The organism is Cupriavidus sp. 05L411 (assembly GCF_056398045.1).
This window is the reverse complement of the sequence record NZ_JBFTOQ010000008.1, coordinates 54993-76351: the sequence shown is the minus strand read 5'-3', so window position 1 is coordinate 76351 and position 21359 is coordinate 54993. Positions and strand designations below refer to the sequence as shown.

Below are 21359 nucleotides of genomic sequence, written 5' to 3'. Positions count from 1 at the left end.
GCCGGCCTCAGATTCGGTGCAGTATGACTTCGATGACGAAGCGGCTGCCGACATACGCCAGCAGCAGGATGCCGAAGGACGCAATCACCCAGCGCAGCGCGGTGCGCCCGCGCCAGCCATAGAAGGTGCGCCCGGCCAGGATGCCCGCGAACATCGCCCACGACAGCAGCGCGAACACGGTCTTGTGGTCGAGCCGGAAGGCCCGGCCGAACAGTTGCTCGGAGAACAGCAGGCCCGACAGGATGGTCAGCGTCAGCAGCACGAAGCCGGCGCCGATCAGGCGGAACAGCAGCTTCTCCAGCGTCAGCAGCGGCGGCAGCAGGTCGAGCCAGCGGCCCACCCACTGGGCCGGCTCGCTGGCCTTGCCCACCTGGGGCGAACGGTTGAAGCCATGCAGGCGGCGCTCGGCCAGTAGCATCAGGAAGGCATGGAAGGCCGCCAGCGTGAACAGGCCATAGGCCACGTTGGCAATGATGAAGTGCAGCTTGAACAGCGGCCGCGCCGCGTAGCCCAGGATCTGCGCGCCGGGAAACGCCAGCGGCATCAGGCTCGCGAGCATCGCCACCGGGACCACGATCAGCCCGAGGCCGGCCAGCGAGAAGAAGAAGCTCTCGATCCAGTAGATGCCCACGCCCAGCCAAAGCATGGCCGACAGCGCAAAGGCAAAGCCGAACACCATGCGGTCGGCCGGGAAGATGGTCTCGTGCAGCAGCAGGCCGTGGCTGGCCACCGCGGCCAGCATCAGCGCGTGCCACCAGGCCGGGCGGCCCTCGCCGCGCCCGCCGGCCCCGCCGCCGCCGTGCAGCAGCGCGGTCGCCGCCGCGCCCCCAATGGCACCGCCGTTGCCGGCAGCCGATAGCTGCGGGTTGCGCGTCGCCCAGCCGTGATAGGCCAGGCCGCAATAGAGAAGTGCCGTCAAGGCATACAGTACAATGGCCATTTGCACAGTTTACCTTAGCGCCCCGTCCCGGTGGCGCCCCGCTTGAGCCGGGCCAAGAGCCAGCCTCAAGCCTCGATCAAGCTCTATCCCCCGGACTTCTGCCATGCTGGACAATCTCACTCAACGCCTGGCGCGGGTCGTCAAGACCATGCGCGGCGAGGCTCGCCTGACCGAAGCCAATACCGCCGAAATGCTGCGCGAAGTGCGCCTGGCCATGCTGGAGGCCGACGTCGCCTTGCCGGTGGTGCGGGAATTCATCGCCCGCGTGAAGGAAAAGGCACTGGGCGAGGACGTGGTGTCCAGCCTGACGCCGGGCCAGGCGCTGGTGGGCGTGGTGCAGCGCGAGCTGACCGCCGTCATCGGCGGCGAGGAAAGCCTGTCCGCCGACAACAAGAGCGGCGAGTTGAACCTAGCGGTGCAGCCGCCCGCGATCATCCTGATGGCCGGCCTGCAGGGCGCCGGCAAGACCACCACCGTCGGCAAGCTGGCCAAGTGGCTGAAAGAAAACAAGAAGAAGAAGGTGCTGACGGTCTCGTGCGACGTCTACCGCCCCGCCGCTATCGCCCAGCTCAAGACCGTATCCGAACAGGTCGGCGCCGATTTCTTCCCCTCCGAGCCCGACCAGAAGCCGGTGGACATCGCGCGCGCGGCAGTGGACTGGGCCCGCAAGCATTATCACGACGTGCTGATCGTCGATACGGCAGGCCGCCTGGGTATCGACGAGGCCATGATGCAGGAAATCGCCGCGCTGCACGCCGAGATCAAGCCGGTCGAAACCCTGTTCGTAGTCGACGCCATGCTGGGCCAGGACGCGGTCAACACCGCGCGCGCCTTCAATGACGCCCTGCCCCTGACCGGCGTGGTGCTGACCAAGCTGGACGGCGATGCGCGCGGCGGTGCCGCGCTGTCGGTGCGCCACATCACCGGCCGCCCGATCAAGTTCGTCGGCGTTGGCGAAAAGCTGGACGGCCTCGAGCCCTTCTACCCCGATCGCATGGCCCAGCGGATCCTGGGCATGGGCGACATCCTCGCGCTGGTCGAGGAAGCCCAGCGCGGCGTGGACATGGAAGCCGCCGAGAAGCTGGCCAAGAAGATCAAGAAGACCGGCGACTTCGACCTGGAAGACTTCAAGGCGCAGATCGGCCAGATGAAGAAGATGGGCGGCCTTGGCAGCCTGGTCGACAAGCTGCCGGCTCAGTTTGCCCAGCAGGCGCAGGGCGCCAATATGGACGTGGCGGAGAAGCAGGTGCGCCGCATGGAAGGCATCATCAACAGCATGACGGCCGCCGAGCGCGCCAAGCCCGACCTGATCAAAGCCAGCCGCAAGCGCCGCATCGCCACCGGCGCCGGCGTGCCGGTGCAGGAAGTCAACCGCCTGCTCAACCAGTTCGACCAGATGCAGAGCATGATGAAGAAGCTCAAGGGCGGCGGCATGATGAAGATGATGCGCTCGATGGGCGCGATGAAGGGCGGCATGAAGGGACTCTTCAACCGCTAAGCCGTCTGGCATGGCGGCGCCCGCTCCCCGGGCGCCGCGCCACCCCGCAAAAGACAAAGACTGAGACAGGATCCACATCATGATGACCGCCGAACAGGCCCGCGAACTGTGGGCCAACTCCGAGGAAATCGTCAGCGCCGAGGCCGTCCAGGCATCGCTGGACCGCATGGCTGGCGAGATCACGGAAAAGATGGGCGATACCTTCCCGCTGGTGCTGTCGGTGATGGGCGGCGCAGTCGTCTTCACCGGCATGCTGCTGCCCAAGCTGGCGTTCCCGCTGGAGTTCGACTACATCCACCTCTCGCGGTACAACAACAAGACGGTTGGCGGCGAGATGCAATGGCGCGTGGCGCCGCGCGAATCGGTCAAGGGCCGCACGGTGCTGGTGCTGGACGACATCCTGGACGAAGGCGAGACCATGGCGGCCATCCGCCAGCGCATCATGGACATGGGCGCGACCAATGTCTACGCCGCCGTGCTGTGCGAAAAAGTGCTGCAAAAGGCAAAGCCCATGCACCCGGACTTCTGTGGCTTCACCGTGCCTGAGCGCTATGTCTTCGGCTGCGGCATGGACGCCCACGGCTACTGGCGCAACCTGCCCGCCATCCGGGCTTTGCGCTGAGGCCTTGCGCCGGGCCTCGCACGCCGTCTTCGCGTTACGGCCTGGCGCTGACGATCGGCCAAAGCGAGGCCAGCAGCAACAGCGCCATCACCACGTTGAACAGGCGCAGCACCCGGGGCTGCGCCAGCCAGCGCCGCATGGCCGAGCCGAACACGGCCCACATTGCCACGCTGGGCAGGTTGATCACGGCGAACAGGCCGGACAGCAGCAGCACATTGAGCCAGACATTGCCGTGCAGCACGTAGGTACTGCACGCGCCCACCGCCATCACCCAAGCCTTGGGATTGACCCACTGGAACGCGGCCGCCGCCAGGAAGCCCATGGGCTTGCCCACCTCCTGGTCCTGGACGCCGCCCGCTGTCGCCAGCTTCCACGCCAGCCAGGTGAGATAGACCACCGCCACCACGCGCAGCATCTGCCAGGTCCACGGAAACGCGGCGAATAGCGATCCGAGCCCGAGGCCGACCACCGCCACCATCAAGCCGAAGCCGATACTGATGCCCAACACATGGGGCACTGTGCGGGCAAAGCCGAAATTCACGCCCGAAGCCAGCACCATGGTGTTGTTGGGGCCCGGGGTGATCGACGACACGAGGGCAAACGCGCAGAACGCGGCGAACACGCCGGATCCGGCAACGAGCTGGGGCACTGCCATGACTGGCTCCATCGGATACAAAAAGGAATGGAGCTAGTCTAGCCAGGCAGAACTGTACAGTACCGGTACAGTTGACCAGAAAACTGGCGATACGGCTTGGCGCGTAGCCGCCGCATCGTGTTGCATCATGCCGCGTTGAGCGCGTTCGCCGCCACCACCAGCGCGATCCCCCACAACACCACGCCGGTCGCCCGCTCCACGCCGCGAACCGAGCGGGTGAAACGCGTGCGCACCAGCGGATGGCGCACGCCCCAGGCCACCAGCATGTCCCAGGCGAAGACCATGGCGAACATCCACGCGCCGTAGCCCAGCTGTGCTGCCAGCGGCGTGCGGGTGCCGGCCAGCACCGAGAACAGGCTGGCGTAGAACAACGCATTCTTGGGATTGAGCACGGCGGACAGGAAGCCCGTTACGAGTTGCGCCGCGTACGCCGCGGGGCCGGTGCCCTGCGCTTGCTGGCTATCTGCTCCATTTGCTCCATTTTCGCCATCTGTGCCAGGCAGCGTCGTCTCACCGCTGGCACGCAACAGCCGCCAGCCCAGCCAGGCCAGGTACAGGCAACCCGCCCACTGCAGCAGCACGAACACGCCCTGACTGGCGCGGGTAGCCGCCAGCCCGGTGATGGCCAGCCCGATAAACACGCCGTTTCCCAGCGCGATGCCCAGGCAGACGGCGCTGGCACGGCCCACGCCATGCACCAGCGCGCTGCGCACTACCAGGAAAAAGTCGGGGCCCGGGCTGAGCAGTGCAAGGAAATGCGCGCCCGCCACCATGGCAAATTGGCCGAGGCCGGAATCAACAGGGAAATCCACGCCAGTCCTTTCGTGTCTTCGGATGAGCACGAAGTCTGGACCGCGAGGGGCGGCAAGTATTGGAGAAAATTGCGCGCGGCGGCTCAGCCGCTGCGGCGCTGATAGCTGCGCGGCGTCAGCGCCACGCGCTGCTTGAAGGCGCGCTGGAAGTGGCTCTGGTCGGAAAAGCCCAGCACCTGGGCGATCTCCGCCGGCGCCCCGCCCGCGCGCAGCAACTGGCGCGCGTGGTTGATGCGCAGATCCAGCTGGTAGGCATGCGGGGTCATGCCGAGGTCGGCCCGGAAGGCGCGGATCAACTGGTAGCGGCTCATGCCGGCGCCGCGCGCCAGTTCCGCCAGTGGCAGCGGCTCCGCGTGATGGGCGTGCAAAAGCGCAACCAGGCCGGCTAACCGGGCCTCCGGCGTGACTGGTTGGCGCGGCGCGCGCACCGCCTGGCGCTGGTCGGCAGCGCCGAGCAGCGCGGCCACGAAGCCGCCTAGCGCCGCTTCCTTGGTGGCCCGCGGGGCTGCGGAGAACAGCACATCGTTAAGCCGGCACAGGCCGGCATAGGTATCTGGCGCGCTGGTGACACGCACCCGCGCCAGCGCCGCGGGCAACACCACCACGCCACGCGCCTCCAGCACCGTGCCCACCCATGCCGGGTCCAGGTGCAGCATCTGGTAGCTCCAGCGCGCGTCGGGCTCCGGATTACAGGCATGCACCTGCCCAGCCGGGATCACGACCACGTCGCCGGGCGCCAGCCGTACCGACTCGGTCTCGGTGCCAAACAGGCTGTGGCCGCCATCGACGGCGCCAATCGACAAGGTGGGATGGGTATGCGGCAGGTAGGCCGCGCCGCTGTCGCTGGCGCAGCGGCTCTCGACGTACGGCATGGCGGGATCGAACCAGTAGCGTGCCTGCCCTGTGGTGCTGCTGGCGCGCATCAGTCGGTCCGGTACGGCCGTTCGCGCAGCCACTTGGTGGCGATCCATTTCTCGCCCGCGTCAACGGGCAGGCCGGCATGCAGGGTACGCTCGTCCAGCGCGCCGTCGGACTTGCGATAGCTGAAATAGACCGCGTTGCCCTTGACCGGCGCCACCTCCAGGCCAAGCTTGGGAAACGCTGTGGCGCCACCCGCCGGCGGGCTGTTCAGGTAGATCACCACGGTCGCGACGCGTTGCCCGCCGACCTTGAGCTGGCGCGCCTCGCCGGGGCGCTGCGGGTTAAAGAAATCGTAGTGCGGCTGGTACTCTCCGCCGGGCTTGTAGTTGAGGATCTGCAGACCTTCGCCACGGTCGGCGGCAATCCCGGTCACGGCGGCGATGCAGTCCTCGATGCGCTCGATCAGCGCATGCTCGCCGACCTGGAACATCGCGCCCAGGCTGGTGCGCGCCTCGATCAGGTTCTCGTCGCCGGTGTCGGGGTTGATCACGGGTGAGCGCGCCAGGCGGCCGCGTGCCAGCTCCACCAGGGCGTCGCATTCGGCATCGGTCAGGAGTTGCTGGTACAAGGTCACGCGCGGTGCCGCGAGCGTGAACAGGATGGGAATCTCGCGGCCAGCGAAATGCGCCGCGTTGCGGTTGCCTTGCGCGCCAGTTTGGCCACCACCACCAGCCTGGTCCCCTGCGCGCCCGGCCGGCTTGCCGATGCCCAGCTCCGCGGCCATCTCCGCGGCGTTGTCCGGCTGCGTTCCCCGCACCGCCGCCCGTGCCGCGGCGGACAGCGCCGCGGTCACCGTGGCTTGCGCGAAGGCCTGCTCGTAGCCGGACTGGCACATCGACTGCACCAGCGCCTCGGCGCCAAAGCCCTGCCCGATATGGCGCCGCAGCCAGCGCTCCAGGTCTGCCGAGGAACTGGTATAGCCCGCCTTGCCGGCGGTGTCGCCAGTGGCGCTGGTGGCGCGGGTGTTGCTCATGAGGGATTGGCCAGCCGCTGCGGCGAGAACGGGTTGCGCGCCGGCGCTTCGGCCGGCACCACGCGGCTGCGGGTGCCCGTGCCGGATTCGGGGTCGCCAGCGACGGTGACCGTGGCTTCGGAATATTGCCAGCGCTTCCACGCTGCGAGCACCGCATTGGGATAGTCGGGGCGGCCGCGGCTGCCGTTGTACCGGCCCAGCGCCAGGAACAGGTCGCCCTGCTCGCGGTCCAGGTAGTAGCGCAGGATGGTGCAGCCGTAGCGCAGGTTGCTCTGCAGGTGGAACAGCTTGCGGCTGTCGCTGTCCCCGATGCTGCGCACCCAGAAGGGCATTACCTGCATCAGCCCGCGGGCGCCGGCCGAGCTGATCGCGTACTTGCGGAAATTACTCTCGACCTGCACCAGCCCTAACACCAGCGCCGGTTCCAGCCCCGCGCGCTTGGCCTCGTAGTAAGCGGTCTCGATCAGCTCGATGCGCACCTGCGGCTCGGGGATGCGCCCCGCGAGCCGGTGCGACATTTCTTCCAGCCACTTGAGATACGCCAGTTGCTCGCCGCCGGTGGCAAAGGCCGGGCGCAGCGGACGGCTGTCGGCGATGGCCGCAGCCAGCGCGCCGCGCACCGAGTCGGCCAGGTCCTCTTCCTTCTGGGCCCCGGCGTGGGCGGCGGCGCTGAGTACCAGCAGCAAGCCGGCACTGACCCGCGCCACGCCCAGGCGGCCCGGGATCAGGCCCGGCAGACGCAGCGGGTCCAGGAGGCGCATGGCGCTCAGGCGGACAACAGCCCGCGCACGTGAGCAACCACGTCCGCGACCGGCAGCTGGGTGGCTTCGGCGTCGCGCCGTCCCTGGTACTCCACGCGGCCTTCCTTCAGGCCACGGTCGCCCACCACCACGCGGTGCGGCACGCCAATCAGCTCCCAGTCGGCAAACATGGCGCCGGGGCGCTCGCCGCGGTTGTCCAGGATCACATCGACGCCGGCTGCCAGCAGCTCTGCATGGATACGGTCGGCCTCGGCCTTGACGGCCTCGGAACGATCGTAGCCAACCGGGCAGACCACCACCGCGAACGGGGCGATCGAAGCGGGCCAGATGATGCCGCGCTCGTCGAAGTTCTGCTCGATGGCGGCCCCCAGGATACGGGTCACGCCGATGCCGTAGCAACCCATCTGCATGGGCTGGGTCTTGCCGTTCTCGTCCAGGAAGGTGGCGCCCATCGATTCCGAATAGCGCGTGCCGAGCATGAACACATGGCCGACTTCGATGCCGCGGCAGATGGCGAGCGTGCCCTTTCCGTCCGGCGAAACGTCGCCCTCCACCACATTGCGCAGGTCAGCCACCACGGGCTCGGGCAGGTCGCGGCCCCAGTTCACGCCGGTCAGGTGATAGTCGCGCTCGTTGGCGCCGCAGACGAAGTCGCTCATGTTGGCGACCGTGCGGTCCGCAACCACGTTGACAGGCTTCTTGGCACCGATGGGGCCCAGGTAGCCCGGGGGCGTGCCGAACGTCTCGACGATCTCGGACTCGGTCGCGAAGCGGAACTCGGCCAGGCCGGCCACCTTGGACGCCTTGACCTCGTTGAGCTCATGGTCGCCGCGCAGCAGCAGCAGCCAGATCTGCACGCCGGCCTCGCCTTCGGTGGCCAGCACGATCGACTTGACCGTGCGCGCCAGCGGGATGCCAAGCAGCTCGGCCACTTGCTCGCACTTGGCCTTGCCCGGGGTGGGCGTGTTGACCATGACTTCAGCCGGCGCGGCACGCTGGGCCAGCAGCGGCAGGGCCTCGGCCGCTTCCATGTTGGCGGCGTAGTCCGAGTCGGGGCAGTAGACGATGGCGTCTTCGCCGGTCTCGGCGATCACGTGGAACTCGTGCGAGCCGGAGCCGCCGATGGCGCCGTTGTCGGCCGCGACGGCACGGAATTCCAGGCCGAAACGCTGGAAGATGCGCACGTAGGCGTCGAACATCTTGTCGTAGGACACCTTCAGGCCAGCGGTGTCACGATCGAAGGAGTAAGCGTCCTTCATGGTGAACTCGCGCCCGCGCATGATGCCAAAACGCGGCCGGCGCTCGTCGCGGAACTTGGTCTGGATCTGGTAGAAATTGATCGGCAGTTGCTTGTAACTGCGGATTTCGCTGCGGGCGATGTCCGTCACCACCTCTTCGGAGGTGGGCTGCACGGCAAAGTCGCGCTCGTGGCGGTCCTTCAGGCGCAGCAGCTCGGGGCCCATCTTGTCCCAGCGGCCGGTTTCCTGCCACAGCTCGGCAGGCTGAATCACCGGCATCGACAGCTCGACCGCGCCGGCGCGGTTCATTTCCTCGCGCACGATGGCTTCCACTTTGCGGATCACCCGCAGGCCGACCGGCATGTAGCTATAGATGCCGGCGCCAAGCTTCTTGATCATGCCGGCTCGCATCATCAACTTGTGCGACACGATTTCCGCGTCGGAAGGGGCTTCCTTTTGGGTGGAAATGAAGAATTGCGAGGCTTTCATCCGTTGCTTTCTCGTGAGGCCATGCCGCCCTGGCAGGTTCCGTGGGCGGCATGGCGCGAATCCGTGGTGCGCGCGTGCATTATGCGACGCTTTTTGCTCGGGGAAAACCAGCACCCCGTTGCACAAAGCCCCATTACGCGCTTCCTTTATAATCAACCTAATTCTAAAGGATTCGAGGTGCAGTCATGCTCGATCGTGAAGGCTTTCGCCCGAACGTCGGCATCATCCTCATCAACGCACGGAACGAGGTGTTCTGGGGCAAGCGCATCGGCGAACATTCGTGGCAGTTTCCTCAAGGCGGCATCAAATACGGCGAAACGCCGGAACAGGCGATGTACCGCGAGCTACATGAAGAAGTCGGTCTGCTGCCCGAGCATGTCAGGATTGTCGGTCGCACGCGCGACTGGCTGCGTTATGAGGTGCCGGACAAGTTCATCCGCCGCGAAATCCGCGGCCATTACAGGGGACAGAAGCAGATTTGGTTCCTGTTGCGCATGGCGGGCCGCGATTGCGACATCCGCCTGCGCGCCACCGACCACCCGGAGTTCGATGCCTGGCGCTGGAGCCATTACTGGGTCCCGCTAGACGCTGTCATCGAGTTCAAGCGCGATGTCTATCAACTCGCGCTGACCGAGTTGTCCCGCTTCCTGCAGCGCAATACCCGCGCGCCGCTGAGCCCCTACGGCACCCATGGCCGGTACGGTTCGGTGCGCGCAGGTTATGCTCGCGCGGGGCTGGACGAGCATCCCGACAGCGTTCCGGACCTGGTGCATCAGGACCTGGCCCACGATCCGGGCCCAATTTCGCCGGCCCAGCCGGCGTCCACAGAACGGAGTACCGATGATTGATTTTGCCGGCCGCGGCTTGCGCCCGAGCCTGCCCGCCGCCTGCCTGCTGGCGGTAACCCTTTGCCTTGGCCTGGCCGGCTGCGGCAGCACGTCCAAGCCGCAGCATGTGCCCATGCCGGACGAGTCCGAGGATTACACGCCGAAGAAGGAGTTCAGCATCCTCGACCCGTTCGCCGCGAAGGAATTCAGGGAAGTGGAGACGGCGCTGCCTGCGCCGCCGCAGGATGCGGACCTGATCCCGTTCGAAGTCAGCCCCGCCGGCAACTTTACCTTCGCCGTCGATGGCAAGTCCGTGGTCGTGGGCGCGGATGGCGCGGTGCGTTATACCGTAGTCATCACGGGTGCCAGCGGCATGCGCAATGTGAGCTTCGAGGCCGTGCGCTGCGACACCTTCGAGCGCAAGATGTACGCCACCTTGCCCAGGGGCGCGACCGAGTGGGTCCGCAACCGCTCCGACGACCGCGATGGCTGGATCCAGCTGGCAGGCATCGCGCGTAATAACTATGGTGCGGCGCTGGCCAAGGATTTCCTGTGCGAGGGCCGCTCAGCGGCAGGCAGGGCGCAGGACATCGTCAAGGACTTGCGTGGCGAAGCGCCGCGCAAGAGCGCGATCACGCGTTGATGGCGGCAACGGCGCGGTAGTACGGCGCCGGACGATGCAAAAAAGCCCGCGATCGCTCGCGGGCTTTTTGCATCGTACCTCGGAACAATCTGTCCGTTCAGACCAGTACCAGGTTGTCCCGGTGGATCAGCTCGTGCTCGTTCTGGTGGCCAAGCACCCGCTCGATCTCGGACGAGGGCTTGCGTGCGATCAGCTTGGCTTCCGAGCTGGCGTAGTTGGTGATGCCGCGCGCCACCTCATGGCCCGCCGCGTCGATGCAGGCAATGACCTCGCCACGCGCGAACTCACCCTGCACTTCCACCACGCCGATCGGCAGCAGCGACTTGCCGCCGCTGGTGAGCTTGTCCACCGCGCCGGCATCGATCATCACCCGCCCGCGCAGCTGCAGGTGGTCGGCCATCCATTGCTTGCGCGCCGTCAGGCGCCCAGTGGGGGCCAGCAGTTGCGTGCCGATGCCTTCGCCCCCGGCCAGCCGCTCCAGCACATTGGCTTCGCGCCCGGAAGCGATCACGGTATGCGCGCCCGACTTGGCGGCGCGCTTGGCGGCCAGGATCTTGGTCAGCATGCCGCCGCGGCCAATCGACGTGCCGGCGCCGCCGGCCATGGCCTCGAGTTCTACCGCGCCAGCCAGCGCCTCGTCCACGAACTCGGCCTGCGGGTTGCTGCGGGGATCGGCGGTATAGAGGCCCCGCTGGTCGGTCAGGATCACCAGCGCGTCGCCTTCAATCAGGTTGGTGACGAGCGCGCCCAGGGTGTCGTTGTCGCCGAACTTGATTTCGTCGGTGACCACGGTGTCGTTCTCGTTGATGATGGGCACGACACCCAGCGACAGCAGCGTCAGCAGGGTCGAGCGCGCATTGAGGTAGCGCTCGCGGTCAGCCAGGTCGGCGTGGGTCAGCAGCACCTGTGCGGTGCGGATGCCGTAGCGGCCGAACTGGCTTTCGTAGACCTGGGCCAGGCCCATCTGGCCCACTGCCGCGGCGGCCTGCAGTTCGTGGATTTCCTTGGGGCGGCGCACCCAGCCGAGGCGCTGCATGCCCTCGGCGATGGCGCCGGAGCTGACCAGCACGACTTCCTTGCCGGCCATGCGCAGCTTGGCGATCTGTGCCGCCCAACGGGCAATGGCCTCGTGATCGAGACCCTTGCCGTCGTTGGTCACCAAGCTGGACCCAACCTTCACGACGATACGTTTTGCCTGGGCGATGACCGATTGCATGGCGGGAATCCTGTCTGCTGGGTACTGCTGTTTTCGTAGTTAGTTCTGCTCGCCGCCGGGCTGGTCGACGTTGTGCAGGCGCTCATCCAGGCGGATGTCCGGCTCCGCCAGCGCGGCGACTTCCTCGGCCTTGATCGCGGCCAGGTGATCCTTGATCGCGTAGATCAGTTCGCGGCAGCCTTCGCCGGTCAGGGCGGAGATGCGGAACACCGGGCCCTTCCACTTGTAGCGCTTGACGAAGTCCTTGACGCGCGCATCACGCTCTTCCTCGGGCACCACGTCCAACTTGTTCAGTACCAGCCAGCGCGGCTTTTCGTACAGGCTTTCGTCGTACTTCCTCAGCTCGTTGACGATGGCGCGGGCTTCGGCCACCGGGTCCACGGCTTCATCGAACGGCGCCAGGTCGACGATATGCAGCAACAGCCCCGTGCGCTGCAAGTGGCGCAGGAACTGATGGCCCAGCCCGGCGCCTTCCGCGGCGCCTTCGATCAGGCCGGGGATGTCCGCCACCACGAAGGACTGCTCGTGATCGACCCGCACCACGCCCAGGTTGGGATGCAGGGTGGTGAAGGGGTAATCGGCCACCTTCGGGCGCGCATTGGAAATGTGCGAGATAAAAGTCGACTTGCCGGCATTCGGCATGCCCAGCAGGCCCACGTCGGCCAGCACCTTGAGCTCCAGCTTGATCATGCGGCGCTCGCCCGGCTTGCCGTCCACCTGCTGGCGGGGCGCGCGGTTGGTACTGGACTTGAAGTGCAGGTTACCCCAGCCGCCCAGGCCACCCTCGGCCAGGCAAACGGTCTGGCCGTGCTCGGTCAGGTCGGCGATCAGCTCGCCGGAATCCATGTCGAGGATCTGCGTGCCGACCGGCATGCGCAGGTTCACATCTTCGCCGCCCGCGCCATAGCAATCGGCGCCCCGGCCATTCTCGCCGTTGCGCGCCACGTGCTTCTTGGCGTAGCGGAAGTCGATGAGCGTGTTGATGTTGCGGTCGGCCACCGCGTAGACGCTGCCGCCGCTGCCGCCGTCGCCACCGTCGGGGCCACCGAAGGGCACAAATTTCTCGCGCCGCATCGATGCGCTGCCATTGCCGCCGTTGCCGGCGATGACTTCAATTCTGGCTTCGTCGATGAACTTCATGATGACCTTCCGTGGTGTAGCGACCGCAAAGCGCGCGCCCGGCCGGGATGGCAAGGCCGCGGGCGCGGCGAATGGCGACAATGACATTGTCGCCAGAAAAGAAAAAGCCCCGCAAGTACTGCGGGGCCTTCATGCTGCAAAGGCTGTGGTCAGACTGCCGGAACGACGCTGACCTGCTGCTTCTTGGCAGCGCCCTTGACGGCGAACTGCACGTGGCCGTCGACGAGAGCAAAGAGGGTGTGATCCTTGCCAATGCCAACGTTATCGCCCGGGTGCACGCGGGTACCGCGCTGACGCACGATGATGCTGCCGGCGTTGATGGCTTGACCACCAAACACCTTGACGCCCAGACGCTTCGATTCGGAATCGCGGCCGTTCCGTGTGGAACCGCCGCCCTTTTTCTGTGCCATGACTAACTCCTGTCGCTTTACTTTACCTAGTTACGCTTGAATTCGATTTCGATGAGGACTGAGCGCTGGCTCAGCCAATGATCTCTTCGATGCGCAGCTCGGTGTAATTTTGACGATGGCCTTGACGCTTTTGATAGTGCTTGCGACGGCGCATCTTGAAGATCTTCACCTTATCGTGACGACCTTGGGAGATAACGGTAGCCTTGACGGAAGCCCCGCTAACCAGCGGCGTACCAAACTTGAGTTGGTCGCCTGCGCCCACTGCGAGCACCTGGTCGAGCGTGATTTCTGCGCCAATGTCTGCCGGTATCTGTTCTACTTTAAGTTTTTCGCCAGCAGCAACCTTATATTGCTTGCCGCCGGTTTTTACGACCGCGTACATTGTCGAACCTCTCGATGTGAAATAAAACGCCGAAAGCCAACGCCGGCGCGCCCTTGCGTCCGTTTCATCCCGATCCAAGCAACGACCAGGACAGGGAAAATAGACAAGCCGGACGGCCCAATTGGCCCGGTTATCTCCCACCAGCGCATCTGCAGACAACACAAAGCGGCCGGAGGAAACCCACGATTCTATACCAAAGTCGGGAAAAGTACAAAGAAAACAGACACATAGCCTGCGCGGCTCCGCGTGGCGCTGCCTGAAGCACTTCTCCGCCCACCCAGGTCAGATCAGATCCGCGAGCAGGAAACCCGCCAGGGCGGCGAAAGCTGCCCACAGTGCGGTGCGCCGGAGCTGGCGGCGCGAGGAGGAAGGTGGCTGGGTCATGGCGGCATTATAGGTGCACGGGACCGCCACACCCGCTTTGCGCGCGCAGTGCCGGCGCGCCTTGTCGCACCCCCCGTTCAGGGGACATACATACACCCGCATCGCTTATAATCGACGGGTTTTGCGTAACGGTGAACATCTTGTCCCAGTCTTCCGCCACTGCCTTGCTTGCCCCGGTCGCTGCCGACATGCGCGCCGTTGATTCGGTTATCCGCCAGCGCCTCGCCTCGGAAGTGCCCCTGATCGAGCAGATCGGCGAGTACATCATCAGCGCGGGCGGCAAACGCCTGCGCCCGGTGATCCTGCTGCTGTCCGCACGGGCCTTCGGTTACGACGGCAACCGGCACCACGAACTGGCCGCGGTGGTCGAGTTCATCCATACCGCCACGCTGCTGCACGACGACGTCGTCGACGAGTCGGAGCTGCGCCGAGGCCGCCAGACCGCCAACGCGGTCTTCGGCAACGCGGCGAGCGTGCTGGTAGGCGATTTCCTCTATTCCCGCGCCTTCCAGATGATGGTGGACGCCGGCAGCATGCGCATTATGGAGATCCTCTCCAATGCCACCAATGTGATCGCCGAAGGCGAAGTGCTGCAGTTGCTGAACATGCACGATCCCGACGTCACGGTGGAGCGCTACCTGCAGGTGATCCGCTACAAGACCGCCAAGCTCTTCGAAGCCTCGGCCCAGCTCGGCGCTGTGCTGGCCGGCGCGGATGCGGCCACCGAAGAAGCTGCCGCGGAATACGGACGGCGCATCGGCACCGCGTTCCAGCTGATCGACGACATGCTGGACTACACCGCCAGCGCCGAGCAGATGGGCAAGAATGCCGGCGACGACCTGCGCGAAGGCAAGCCCACCCTGCCGCTGCTGCACCTGCTCGAGCACGGCACCGCGGAGCAACGCACACTGGCTCGCGAAGCCATCGTGCAAGGCGGCACCGAGCATTTCGATGCGGTGTTCACCGCGATCCACGCCAGCGGCGCGCTCGAGGTCACCTTCCAGGCAGCCCAGCGCGAAGCCGAAGCCGCTGAGAAAGCCGCCCAGCAGTTCCCCGACTCCCCACTGAAGCAAACGCTGATCGACCTGTGCGCGTTCTCGCTGCAACGGCTGTCCTGATGCCAAGGCGCCCCGTGCCGGCGCCCTCTTCCATTCCGGAAAAAAGGCTGCTACACTTGTGTGCTTTCGCGCTGCAGCAGTAATTAGGCAGGCAACGCAGAGAAAAACAAACGGGGTGTAGCTTAGCCTGGTAGAGCGCTACGTTCGGGACGTAGAGGCCGGAGGTTCGAATCCTCTCACCCCGACCAGTTTCACGGTCCCCGAGACCGTACAAGAAAGGCCGCACAGCAATGTGCGGCCTTTTTTCATTGGCGCGCCCGGCTTGCCAATCCCGATTCCCACCCCTTCCCCACCCCCCCCCGCGCAAGTAGGGTTGCGCCCGTGTCGTGCAAACGGCAACACCCTGTCCGGTGCGCCTTTACAAAAAGTGACCCCGGCGGCAAACTGCCCCGATTCGGGGTCCTCGGCTGCTTGCGGCCAATCGTTTTTTGCCATGACACTTGGTCTAGCTCTTGCACAGAGCCGGCGTATCGCGCCGGCTCTGCTCGCCCAGCTTGAACAGTCGGCACGAGAAAAAAAGTCGCAGCTGATCGACGAGATCATCGCCAGCGGCACCATGACTGCACATGATGTGGCGATCTTCGCGGCTGATAAGTATCAGCTGCCGCTGATCGATCTGAATCAGTACAACCTCAACAAGGTGCCGCCGGCGCTGGCAGGCAATCGCGAGTTCCACGCGCACCGCCTGCTGCCGCTGGGCCGGCGCGAGAACCGCCTGGTGCTGGCGTTGTCCGACCCGGGCAACCAGGCCGGGCTGGACGCCATCAAGCAGAAATACAACCTGCCGGTGGAACCCGTCGTGGTCGAGCATGACAAGCTGATGCAATACGTGCGCTCGGCTTCCGACGACAGCGGCGGCGCGATCAAGTCGATCGGTCCTGGCCATGTCGAGCGCAAGATGATCGACTACGACCCGGTGGCATCCGCCGGGGCGCTGCGCAACAAGACCGCGGCCGACATCGACGATGCGCCCGTGGTTCGCTTCCTGCACAAGCTGCTGACGGAAGCCTTCCATCGCGGCGCCTCCGATCTTCACTTCGAGCCGTTCGAGACCTTCTACCGCATCCGCTTCCGTGTGGATGGCGTGCTGCAGGAAGTGGCACGGCCGCCGGTGGACATCCGCGACAAGATCTCCACCCGGATCAAGGTGTTGTCGCGCCTGGACATCTCGGAAAAGCGCGTGCCGCAAGATGGCCGCATGAAGCTGCTGATCGCGCTGCCCAAGGAAAAGGGCGGCGACAAAGACGGCAAGGACAGCAAGGAGCCCAAGGAAACCGTGGAGAAGGCGATCGACTTCCGCGTCTCCACGCTGCCGACGCTGTTCGGCGAGAAGATCGTGATCCGGATCCTGGAGTCGTCGTCCGACAAGCTCGACATCGACCAGCTCGGCTACGAGCCGGCGCAAAAGGCGCTGCTGCTGGACGTGATCAAGCGCCCCTACGGCATGGTGCTGGTGACCGGCCCCACCGGCAGCGGCAAGACGGTGTCGCTGTACACCTTCCTGAACCGGCTGAACCAGGGCGACATCAATATCTCGACCGCCGAGGATCCGGCGGAAATCCAATTGCCCGGCATCAACCAGGTCAACGTCAACGAAAAAGCCGGCCTGACCTTCTCCGCCGCGCTGCGCTCCTTCCTGCGCCAGGATCCCGACATCATCATGGTCGGCGAAATCCGCGACCTGGAAACCGCCGACATCTCGATCAAGGCGGCACAGACTGGCCACCTGGTGTTCTCGACGCTGCATACCAACGACGCGCCGACCACGCTCACGCGCCTGATGAACATGGGTGTCGCGCCCTTCAATATCGCGTCGAGCGTGCTGATGATCACCGCGCAGCGGCTTGCGCGGCGGCTGTGCACCTGCAAGCGCCCCGGCGAGCTGGCGCGCGAGGTGCTGGCCGACGCCGGCTTCCAGGACGAAGACCTCGACGGCAGCTGGCAGCCTTACCACCCGGTCGGGTGCGAGCGCTGCAACGGCAGCGGCTACAAGGGCCGCTGCGGCATCTACCAGGTGATGCCGATCACTGAGCCGATGCAGCAGATCATCCTCGCGCATGGCACGGCGCTTGAGATCGCCGAACAAGCGCGTAAAGATGGCGTGCTATCGTTGCGCGAAGCTGGCCTGGCCAAGGTGAAGCAGGGTCTCACCTCGCTCGAAGAAGTGCTGGCCACAACAAATATGTAAAACAACAAAAGATGTCATTAGGGGTCAATCATGGCGACACGCGCACCAGCCGCAGCCGCTCGCAAGGCGGCCGCGCCCAAGGGGAAACCAGGGCGTAAAGCGCCCACGCAGTACCTGTTCGAGTGGGAAGGCAAGGACCGCAAGGGCAAGGCATTCTCGGGCGAGCTGCGCGCGCAGAGCCAGGCCGAGGTCAATGCCACGCTGCGAAAGCAGGGGCTGACGGTCGTCAAGCTGAAAAAGCGGCGGGCCGCGCGCGGGAAGAAGATTACCCAGAAGGACATCGCTTACTTCACGCGCCAGCTCTCCACCATGCTCAAGGCGGGCATCCCGCTGCTGCAATCGATCGACATCATCGCGCGCGGGCATGCCAACCCCAACTTCACCCAGCTGCTGTCCGAGATCCGCTTTGACATCGAATCCGGCAGCAGCATGGCGCAGGCCTTCCGCCGCCATCCGCGCTACTTCGACACGCTCTACTGCAACCTGATCGATGCCGGCGAGCAGGGCGGTATCCTGGACGCCCTGCTGGAGCGCTTGTCGCTCTACATGGAAAAGACCATCGCGCTGAAGAGCCAGATCAAGTCAGCCATGATCTACCCGATCGCCGTGCTGACCGTGGCCTTCGCGGTGACGGTCATCCTGATGATCTTCGTGATCCCGGCGTTCAAGGGCGTGTTCTCCAGCTTCGGCGCCAACCTGCCGGCGCCGACCCTCGTTGTGATCGCCATGTCGGACTTCTTCGTCGACCATTGGTACCTGATCATCGGCGCGCCAATCATCGGCATCACGATGTACATACGCGGGCTAAAACGCTCGGAGAAGGTCCAGCGCGCCAGCGACCGCCTGCTGCTCAAGCTGCCGATCTTCGGCTCGCTGTTCCGCAAGGCGGTGATCGCCCGCTGGACCCGCACGCTTGCCACCATGTTCGCCGCAGGCACGCCGCTGGTGGAGTCGATGGAATCGGTGGCCGGCGCCGCCGGCAACTGGGTCTACTACGACGCCACCAAGGAAATCGAGCAATCGGTGCGCATCGGTACCAGCCTGACCAACGCCATGCAGGCAACCCATGTCTTCGACAGCATGGTGTTGCAGATGACGCAGATCGGCGAGGAATCCGGCGCGCTGGACAATATGCTGCTGAAGGTGGCGGAGTTCTACGAGCGCGAGGTCGATGACGCTGTCGCCGCCATCTCCAGCCTGATCGAGCCGCTGATCATCGTGATCCTGGGCGTGCTGATTGGCGGCATGGTAGTGGCAATGTATCTTCCGATCTTTAAACTGGGACAGGTGGTGTAAGGCATGTGGCTGTTTTCCGCGGATGGCGCCAGTGGCGCGATTTCTTCACTGGCTGCCCCCGCGCAGACCATTGCCGAGCTGGCGGCGCTGCCGCCCTGGTTCCTGGTCGCCGCCGCCGCGCTGATCGGCTTGCTGGTCGGCAGCTTCCTCAACGTGGTGGTGCACCGCCTGCCGCGCATGATGGAGCATGACGAAGCCAACTACATCGCGTCGCTGCGCGACGACCCGATCCCCCACCCCGAGCCCTACAACCTGATGGTGCCGCGCTCGGCGTGCCCGCACTGCGGACACGCCATTGGCGCGCTCGAGAACATTCCGGTACTGAGCTACCTGTTCCTGCGCGGGCGCTGCTCATCGTGCGCCGCGCCCATCGGCGCGCGCTATCCGCTGGTGGAAGCGGGCACCGCGGTGCTCACCGCGCTGGCCGCCGCGCACTTCGGCCCGACCTGGCAGGCTCTCGCGGCCATCGCCCTGATCTGGGCCCTGATCGCCCTCACCCTGATCGACGCCGACACGCAGCTACTGCCCGACCAGATCACGCTGCCGCTGGTATGGCTGGGCCTGCTGCTCAATCTCGGCGGGCTGTTCGCGCCGCTGGCGGATGCCGTGATCGGCGCGGCCGCCGGCTACCTGCTGCTGTGGACGGTGTACTGGATCTTCAAGCTGGTGCGGGGCAAGGAAGGCATGGGCTATGGCGACTTCAAGCTGATGGGCGCGCTGGGCGCCTGGTTCGGCTGGCAGGCCCTGCCGGCGCTGGTGCTGCTCTCCTCCGTGGTGGGGCTGGTTTTCGCGCTTGCCAATATCGCGCTGCGCCGTCAGGATCGCGATACGCACTTCGCCTTCGGCCCTTATATCGCCGGAGCCGGGCTGCTTGTGCTGTTCTTTGGGCCCAATGTGCTGCCGCTGGGCATTGCGGGCTGAACGGGCGCCGGCCACCCTAAGGCTGCCTTTATCACACCCACAGCAAGCTTCGAGACCTACATGCTGCAAATCGGACTGACCGGAGGCATCGGCTCTGGCAAGACCCGCGTGGCGGACCTGTTCGCCGCGCGCGGCGCCGCTCTGATCGACACCGACCTGCTCGCGCACGAGATCACCGCGCCGGGCGGGCTGGCCATCCCTGCCCTGCTGGAAGCCTTTGGCCCCGCCTGCCTGCGCGCCGACGGCGCCATGGACCGCAATGCCATGCGCGAGCTGGTGTTCTCGGACCCGGCGGCCAAGGCCCGGCTGGAGGGCATCACCCACCCCCTGATCCGCCAGTTGACCGAGGCGCGCGCCGCCGCGATCCGCGCCTCCGGACTGCATCCCTACCTGATCTACGTGGTCCCGCTGCTGGTCGAGTCGGGCTCATGGCGCACGCGGGTGGACCGGGTGCTGGTGGTGGATTGCAGCGAGGCCACGCAGGTTGCGCGGGTCATGGCACGCAACGGCTTTTCCCAGGGCCAGGTCGAGGCCATCATGGCCAGGCAGGCCAGGCGCAGCGAACGCCTGGTTGCCGCCGATGATGTGGTCGACAACGAGGGCCCGCCGGAAGCCCTGCCCGCCCAGGTGGATCGCCTGGATCAGTTGTACCGCACCCTGGCTCGCGGCTAGACAGTCGCAAGCCGAGTGACTGGCAGCATCCGGCACCATCTTTGTGCGGTGCTGCATGCGACACCCCAAGTCGGCTGTTTCATTGTCCTGTTTGGCGGTCTCGCATAGAATGCGCTGGAATCACGCGGGAAATGGCCGCATACTGCCGATATTGCGGGCCCGGGCCGAGTCGCATCGCGCAGGCCCGGATACACCGGGAGCCTCGCTGCTCCGGCAATGCCGCCCGGGTCAGATTGCCCACCCGCCAACCCGCCCTGTTGCACGGATACACCCATTGATTCTGTACGAATATCCTTTTAACGAACGCATCAGGACTCTCCTGCGCCTGGAAGACCTGTTCGATCGGCTGGATTATTTTCTCGGCCAGGATCACGCCCTGCAGCATCACGTGGCGTTGACGACGCTGTTCGAGATCATCGACGTCGCCGGCCGCGCGGACCTGAAGACCGACTTGCTCAAGGAACTGGAACGCCAACGCCAGGCGCTTGCCGCGCTGCGCGCCAATCCGCAGATCGACCAGGGTGCGCTGGATGGCGTCATCAGCGAGATCGAGCAGGCGGTCACCCAGCTTAACCAGTCGGTTGGCAAGGCCGGCCAGCTGCTGACCGATAACGAGTGGCTGACCAGCATCCGCAGCCGCGCCATCATCCCAGGCGGCACCTGCGAGTTCGATCTGCCGGCCTACTACGCCTGGCAGCACCGTCCCGTCGAAGACCGCCGCGCGGACATCCTCAAGTGGGCGCGCCCGCTGGTGCCGCTGCGCCTTGGCACCAACACCGTGTTGCGCCTGCTGCGCGAGTCCGGCCAGAGCGGCAAGGTCATCGCCACCGGCGGCAGCTACCAGCAGATGCTGTCCGGTCGCAGCTACCAGCTGATGCAGGTGCTGCTGGATGAATCGCTGTTGGCCTTTATCCCCGAGATGAGCGCCAACAAGTACATGCTGTGGGTCCGTTTCACGCAGCAGGATGGCGATTTGCGCCCCCGTTCGGTCGACGCCGACATCCCCTTCCTGCTCAAGCTCTGCAATTTCTGAAGCAATGACAACCGTAGTCAAATGCCCCACCTGCGGCACGGACGTGGCCTGGGTACCCGAGAGTAAATTCCGTCCCTTCTGCTCGAACCGCTGCAAGCAGATCGATCTGGGCGCGTGGGCGTCCGAGAAATACGTGATTGGCGGCAAACCCGGCGAGGAACCCTCGCCGGACGAGCAAGACGAGGACTAAGCACCGCGCGACCGTTGCGGCCCCGACGGC

The 21359-nt window shown here is 65.5% G+C and carries 22 protein-coding genes and 1 tRNA gene; 12 read left to right on the top strand and 11 right to left on the bottom strand.

The features are described 5' to 3' along the window. Positions 1-7: 7 nt before the first annotated feature. Entirely contained in the window at positions 8-940 is a 933-nt protein-coding gene (locus tag AC1DQR_RS11645) for a cytochrome C assembly family protein (RefSeq protein ID WP_416049726.1), read from the bottom strand. A 103-nt stretch (positions 941-1043) separates the two neighbouring features. On the opposite strand from AC1DQR_RS11645, the gene ffh reads away from it, so the two are divergent. Then, a complete protein-coding gene (gene ffh / locus AC1DQR_RS11640) occupies positions 1044-2438 on the top strand; it encodes a signal recognition particle protein (RefSeq protein WP_006162498.1) in 1395 nt (464 codons plus the stop codon). Between the two features lie 79 nt (positions 2439-2517). After that, on the top strand, positions 2518-3060 hold the full coding sequence (locus AC1DQR_RS11635; protein WP_017224402.1) for a hypoxanthine-guanine phosphoribosyltransferase: 543 nt from the start codon (positions 2518-2520) through the stop codon (positions 3058-3060). Positions 3061-3094: 34 nt separating this feature from the next. Here AC1DQR_RS11635 and AC1DQR_RS11630 read toward each other — a convergent pair whose 3' ends face one another. The 6 genes from AC1DQR_RS11630 to AC1DQR_RS11605 all read right to left on the bottom strand — a co-directional run bounded on the left by AC1DQR_RS11630 (position 3095) and on the right by AC1DQR_RS11605 (position 8909). Beyond that, on the bottom strand, positions 3095-3715 hold the full coding sequence (locus AC1DQR_RS11630; RefSeq protein WP_416049727.1) for a LysE family translocator: 621 nt from the start codon (positions 3713-3715) through the stop codon (positions 3095-3097). 125 nt (positions 3716-3840) lie between these two features. Next, a complete protein-coding gene (locus AC1DQR_RS11625; RefSeq protein WP_416049728.1) occupies positions 3841-4527 on the bottom strand; it encodes a LysE family translocator in 687 nt (228 codons plus the stop codon). A gap of 83 nt (positions 4528-4610) precedes the next feature. Next, positions 4611-5450, bottom strand: coding sequence for a helix-turn-helix domain-containing protein (locus tag AC1DQR_RS11620; RefSeq protein ID WP_416049729.1), 840 nt, complete (start codon positions 5448-5450; stop codon positions 4611-4613). After that, a complete protein-coding gene (locus AC1DQR_RS11615; protein ID WP_416049730.1) occupies positions 5450-6421 on the bottom strand; it encodes a 2OG-Fe(II) oxygenase in 972 nt (323 codons plus the stop codon). Before AC1DQR_RS11615 ends, AC1DQR_RS11620 begins: the two co-directional genes overlap by 1 nt. Then, entirely contained in the window at positions 6418-7182 is a 765-nt protein-coding gene (locus tag AC1DQR_RS11610; RefSeq protein WP_416049731.1) for a lytic transglycosylase domain-containing protein, read from the bottom strand. Before AC1DQR_RS11610 ends, AC1DQR_RS11615 begins: the two co-directional genes overlap by 4 nt. Before the next feature lie 5 nt (positions 7183-7187). After that, positions 7188-8909, bottom strand: a complete 1722-nt coding sequence (locus tag AC1DQR_RS11605) for a proline--tRNA ligase (protein WP_416049732.1) — start codon at positions 8907-8909, stop codon at positions 7188-7190. A gap of 185 nt (positions 8910-9094) precedes the next feature. Here AC1DQR_RS11605 and AC1DQR_RS11600 point away from each other — a divergent pair, with 185 nt between their 5' ends. Then, complete coding sequence (locus AC1DQR_RS11600) at positions 9095-9757, top strand: RNA pyrophosphohydrolase (protein ID WP_416049733.1); 663 nt, start codon at positions 9095-9097, stop codon at positions 9755-9757. Further along, positions 9750-10379: a CNP1-like family protein gene (locus tag AC1DQR_RS11595; protein ID WP_477133057.1), complete on the top strand. Its 630-nt coding sequence runs from the start codon at positions 9750-9752 to the stop codon at positions 10377-10379. The genes AC1DQR_RS11600 and AC1DQR_RS11595 overlap by 8 nt, the downstream gene beginning before the upstream one ends. 97 nt (positions 10380-10476) lie before the next feature. Here the strand turns inward: AC1DQR_RS11595 and proB are convergent, their stop codons facing one another. The 4 genes from proB to rplU form a co-directional block, all read right to left on the bottom strand. Next, entirely contained in the window at positions 10477-11595 is a 1119-nt protein-coding gene (gene proB / locus AC1DQR_RS11590) for a glutamate 5-kinase (protein WP_309403639.1), read from the bottom strand. A 39-nt stretch (positions 11596-11634) separates the two neighbouring features. After that, positions 11635-12735, bottom strand: a complete 1101-nt coding sequence (obgE, locus tag AC1DQR_RS11585) for a GTPase ObgE (RefSeq protein WP_416049735.1) — start codon at positions 12733-12735, stop codon at positions 11635-11637. Positions 12736-12884: 149 nt separating this feature from the next. Continuing rightward, positions 12885-13145: a 50S ribosomal protein L27 gene (rpmA, locus tag AC1DQR_RS11580; protein ID WP_006162509.1), complete on the bottom strand. Its 261-nt coding sequence runs from the start codon at positions 13143-13145 to the stop codon at positions 12885-12887. Between the two features lie 70 nt (positions 13146-13215). After that, on the bottom strand, positions 13216-13527 hold the full coding sequence (rplU, locus tag AC1DQR_RS11575) for a 50S ribosomal protein L21 (protein ID WP_006162510.1): 312 nt from the start codon (positions 13525-13527) through the stop codon (positions 13216-13218). Positions 13528-14099: 572 nt separating this feature from the next. Between rplU and ispB the strand changes: the two genes are divergently transcribed. The 8 genes from ispB to AC1DQR_RS11535 all read left to right on the top strand — a co-directional run bounded on the left by ispB (position 14100) and on the right by AC1DQR_RS11535 (position 21329). After that, positions 14100-15029 (top strand): octaprenyl diphosphate synthase, encoded by a 930-nt coding sequence (ispB, locus tag AC1DQR_RS11570; protein ID WP_416050387.1) that lies wholly within the window; start codon positions 14100-14102, stop codon positions 15027-15029. Positions 15030-15140: 111 nt separating this feature from the next. Beyond that, a tRNA-Pro gene (locus AC1DQR_RS11565) sits at positions 15141-15217 on the top strand. Between the two features lie 245 nt (positions 15218-15462). Next, on the top strand, positions 15463-17217 hold the full coding sequence (gene pilB / locus AC1DQR_RS11560; RefSeq protein ID WP_416049736.1) for a type IV-A pilus assembly ATPase PilB: 1755 nt from the start codon (positions 15463-15465) through the stop codon (positions 17215-17217). Between the two features lie 30 nt (positions 17218-17247). Continuing rightward, the gene (locus AC1DQR_RS11555; RefSeq protein WP_416049737.1) at positions 17248-18513 is read left to right on the top strand and encodes a type II secretion system F family protein; all 1266 of its coding nucleotides are present in this window, start codon (positions 17248-17250) and stop codon (positions 18511-18513) included. 3 nt (positions 18514-18516) lie between these two features. After that, positions 18517-19434: a prepilin peptidase gene (locus AC1DQR_RS11550; protein WP_416049738.1), complete on the top strand. Its 918-nt coding sequence runs from the start codon at positions 18517-18519 to the stop codon at positions 19432-19434. 60 nt (positions 19435-19494) lie between these two features. After that, the gene (coaE, locus tag AC1DQR_RS11545; RefSeq protein ID WP_416049739.1) at positions 19495-20106 is read left to right on the top strand and encodes a dephospho-CoA kinase; all 612 of its coding nucleotides are present in this window, start codon (positions 19495-19497) and stop codon (positions 20104-20106) included. A gap of 274 nt (positions 20107-20380) precedes the next feature. Continuing rightward, positions 20381-21139: a cell division protein ZapD gene (zapD, locus tag AC1DQR_RS11540; protein WP_150986821.1), complete on the top strand. Its 759-nt coding sequence runs from the start codon at positions 20381-20383 to the stop codon at positions 21137-21139. 4 nt (positions 21140-21143) lie between these two features. Then, the gene (locus AC1DQR_RS11535) at positions 21144-21329 is read left to right on the top strand and encodes a DNA gyrase inhibitor YacG (RefSeq protein WP_043349767.1); all 186 of its coding nucleotides are present in this window, start codon (positions 21144-21146) and stop codon (positions 21327-21329) included. Positions 21330-21359 lie beyond the last annotated feature (30 nt).

What these genes read in the sequence shown, in the direction of transcription:
- AC1DQR_RS11605 (WP_416049732.1), bottom strand. Translation starts at nt 8,909, where the DNA reads ATGAAAGCCTCGCAATTCTTCATTTCCACCCAAAAGGAAGCCCCTTCC.
- AC1DQR_RS11595 (WP_477133057.1), top strand. Translation starts at nt 9,750, where the DNA reads ATGATTGATTTTGCCGGCCGCGGCTTGCGCCCGAGCCTGCCCGCCGCC.
- ffh (WP_006162498.1), top strand. Translation starts at nt 1,044, where the DNA reads ATGCTGGACAATCTCACTCAACGCCTGGCGCGGGTCGTCAAGACCATG.
- AC1DQR_RS11550 (WP_416049738.1), top strand. Translation starts at nt 18,517, where the DNA reads ATGTGGCTGTTTTCCGCGGATGGCGCCAGTGGCGCGATTTCTTCACTG.
- pilB (WP_416049736.1), top strand. Translation starts at nt 15,463, where the DNA reads ATGACACTTGGTCTAGCTCTTGCACAGAGCCGGCGTATCGCGCCGGCT.
- ispB (WP_416050387.1), top strand. Translation starts at nt 14,100, where the DNA reads ATGCGCGCCGTTGATTCGGTTATCCGCCAGCGCCTCGCCTCGGAAGTG.
- rpmA (WP_006162509.1), bottom strand. Translation starts at nt 13,145, where the DNA reads ATGGCACAGAAAAAGGGCGGCGGTTCCACACGGAACGGCCGCGATTCC.
- AC1DQR_RS11630 (WP_416049727.1), bottom strand. Translation starts at nt 3,715, where the DNA reads ATGGCAGTGCCCCAGCTCGTTGCCGGATCCGGCGTGTTCGCCGCGTTC.
- AC1DQR_RS11635 (WP_017224402.1), top strand. Translation starts at nt 2,518, where the DNA reads ATGATGACCGCCGAACAGGCCCGCGAACTGTGGGCCAACTCCGAGGAA.
- AC1DQR_RS11610 (WP_416049731.1), bottom strand. Translation starts at nt 7,182, where the DNA reads ATGCGCCTCCTGGACCCGCTGCGTCTGCCGGGCCTGATCCCGGGCCGC.
- AC1DQR_RS11615 (WP_416049730.1), bottom strand. Translation starts at nt 6,421, where the DNA reads ATGAGCAACACCCGCGCCACCAGCGCCACTGGCGACACCGCCGGCAAG.
- AC1DQR_RS11555 (WP_416049737.1), top strand. Translation starts at nt 17,248, where the DNA reads ATGGCGACACGCGCACCAGCCGCAGCCGCTCGCAAGGCGGCCGCGCCC.
- obgE (WP_416049735.1), bottom strand. Translation starts at nt 12,735, where the DNA reads ATGAAGTTCATCGACGAAGCCAGAATTGAAGTCATCGCCGGCAACGGC.
- AC1DQR_RS11535 (WP_043349767.1), top strand. Translation starts at nt 21,144, where the DNA reads ATGACAACCGTAGTCAAATGCCCCACCTGCGGCACGGACGTGGCCTGG.
- coaE (WP_416049739.1), top strand. Translation starts at nt 19,495, where the DNA reads ATGCTGCAAATCGGACTGACCGGAGGCATCGGCTCTGGCAAGACCCGC.
- rplU (WP_006162510.1), bottom strand. Translation starts at nt 13,527, where the DNA reads ATGTACGCGGTCGTAAAAACCGGCGGCAAGCAATATAAGGTTGCTGCT.
- AC1DQR_RS11620 (WP_416049729.1), bottom strand. Translation starts at nt 5,450, where the DNA reads ATGCGCGCCAGCAGCACCACAGGGCAGGCACGCTACTGGTTCGATCCC.
- AC1DQR_RS11600 (WP_416049733.1), top strand. Translation starts at nt 9,095, where the DNA reads ATGCTCGATCGTGAAGGCTTTCGCCCGAACGTCGGCATCATCCTCATC.
- AC1DQR_RS11645 (WP_416049726.1), bottom strand. Translation starts at nt 940, where the DNA reads ATGGCCATTGTACTGTATGCCTTGACGGCACTTCTCTATTGCGGCCTG.
- proB (WP_309403639.1), bottom strand. Translation starts at nt 11,595, where the DNA reads ATGCAATCGGTCATCGCCCAGGCAAAACGTATCGTCGTGAAGGTTGGG.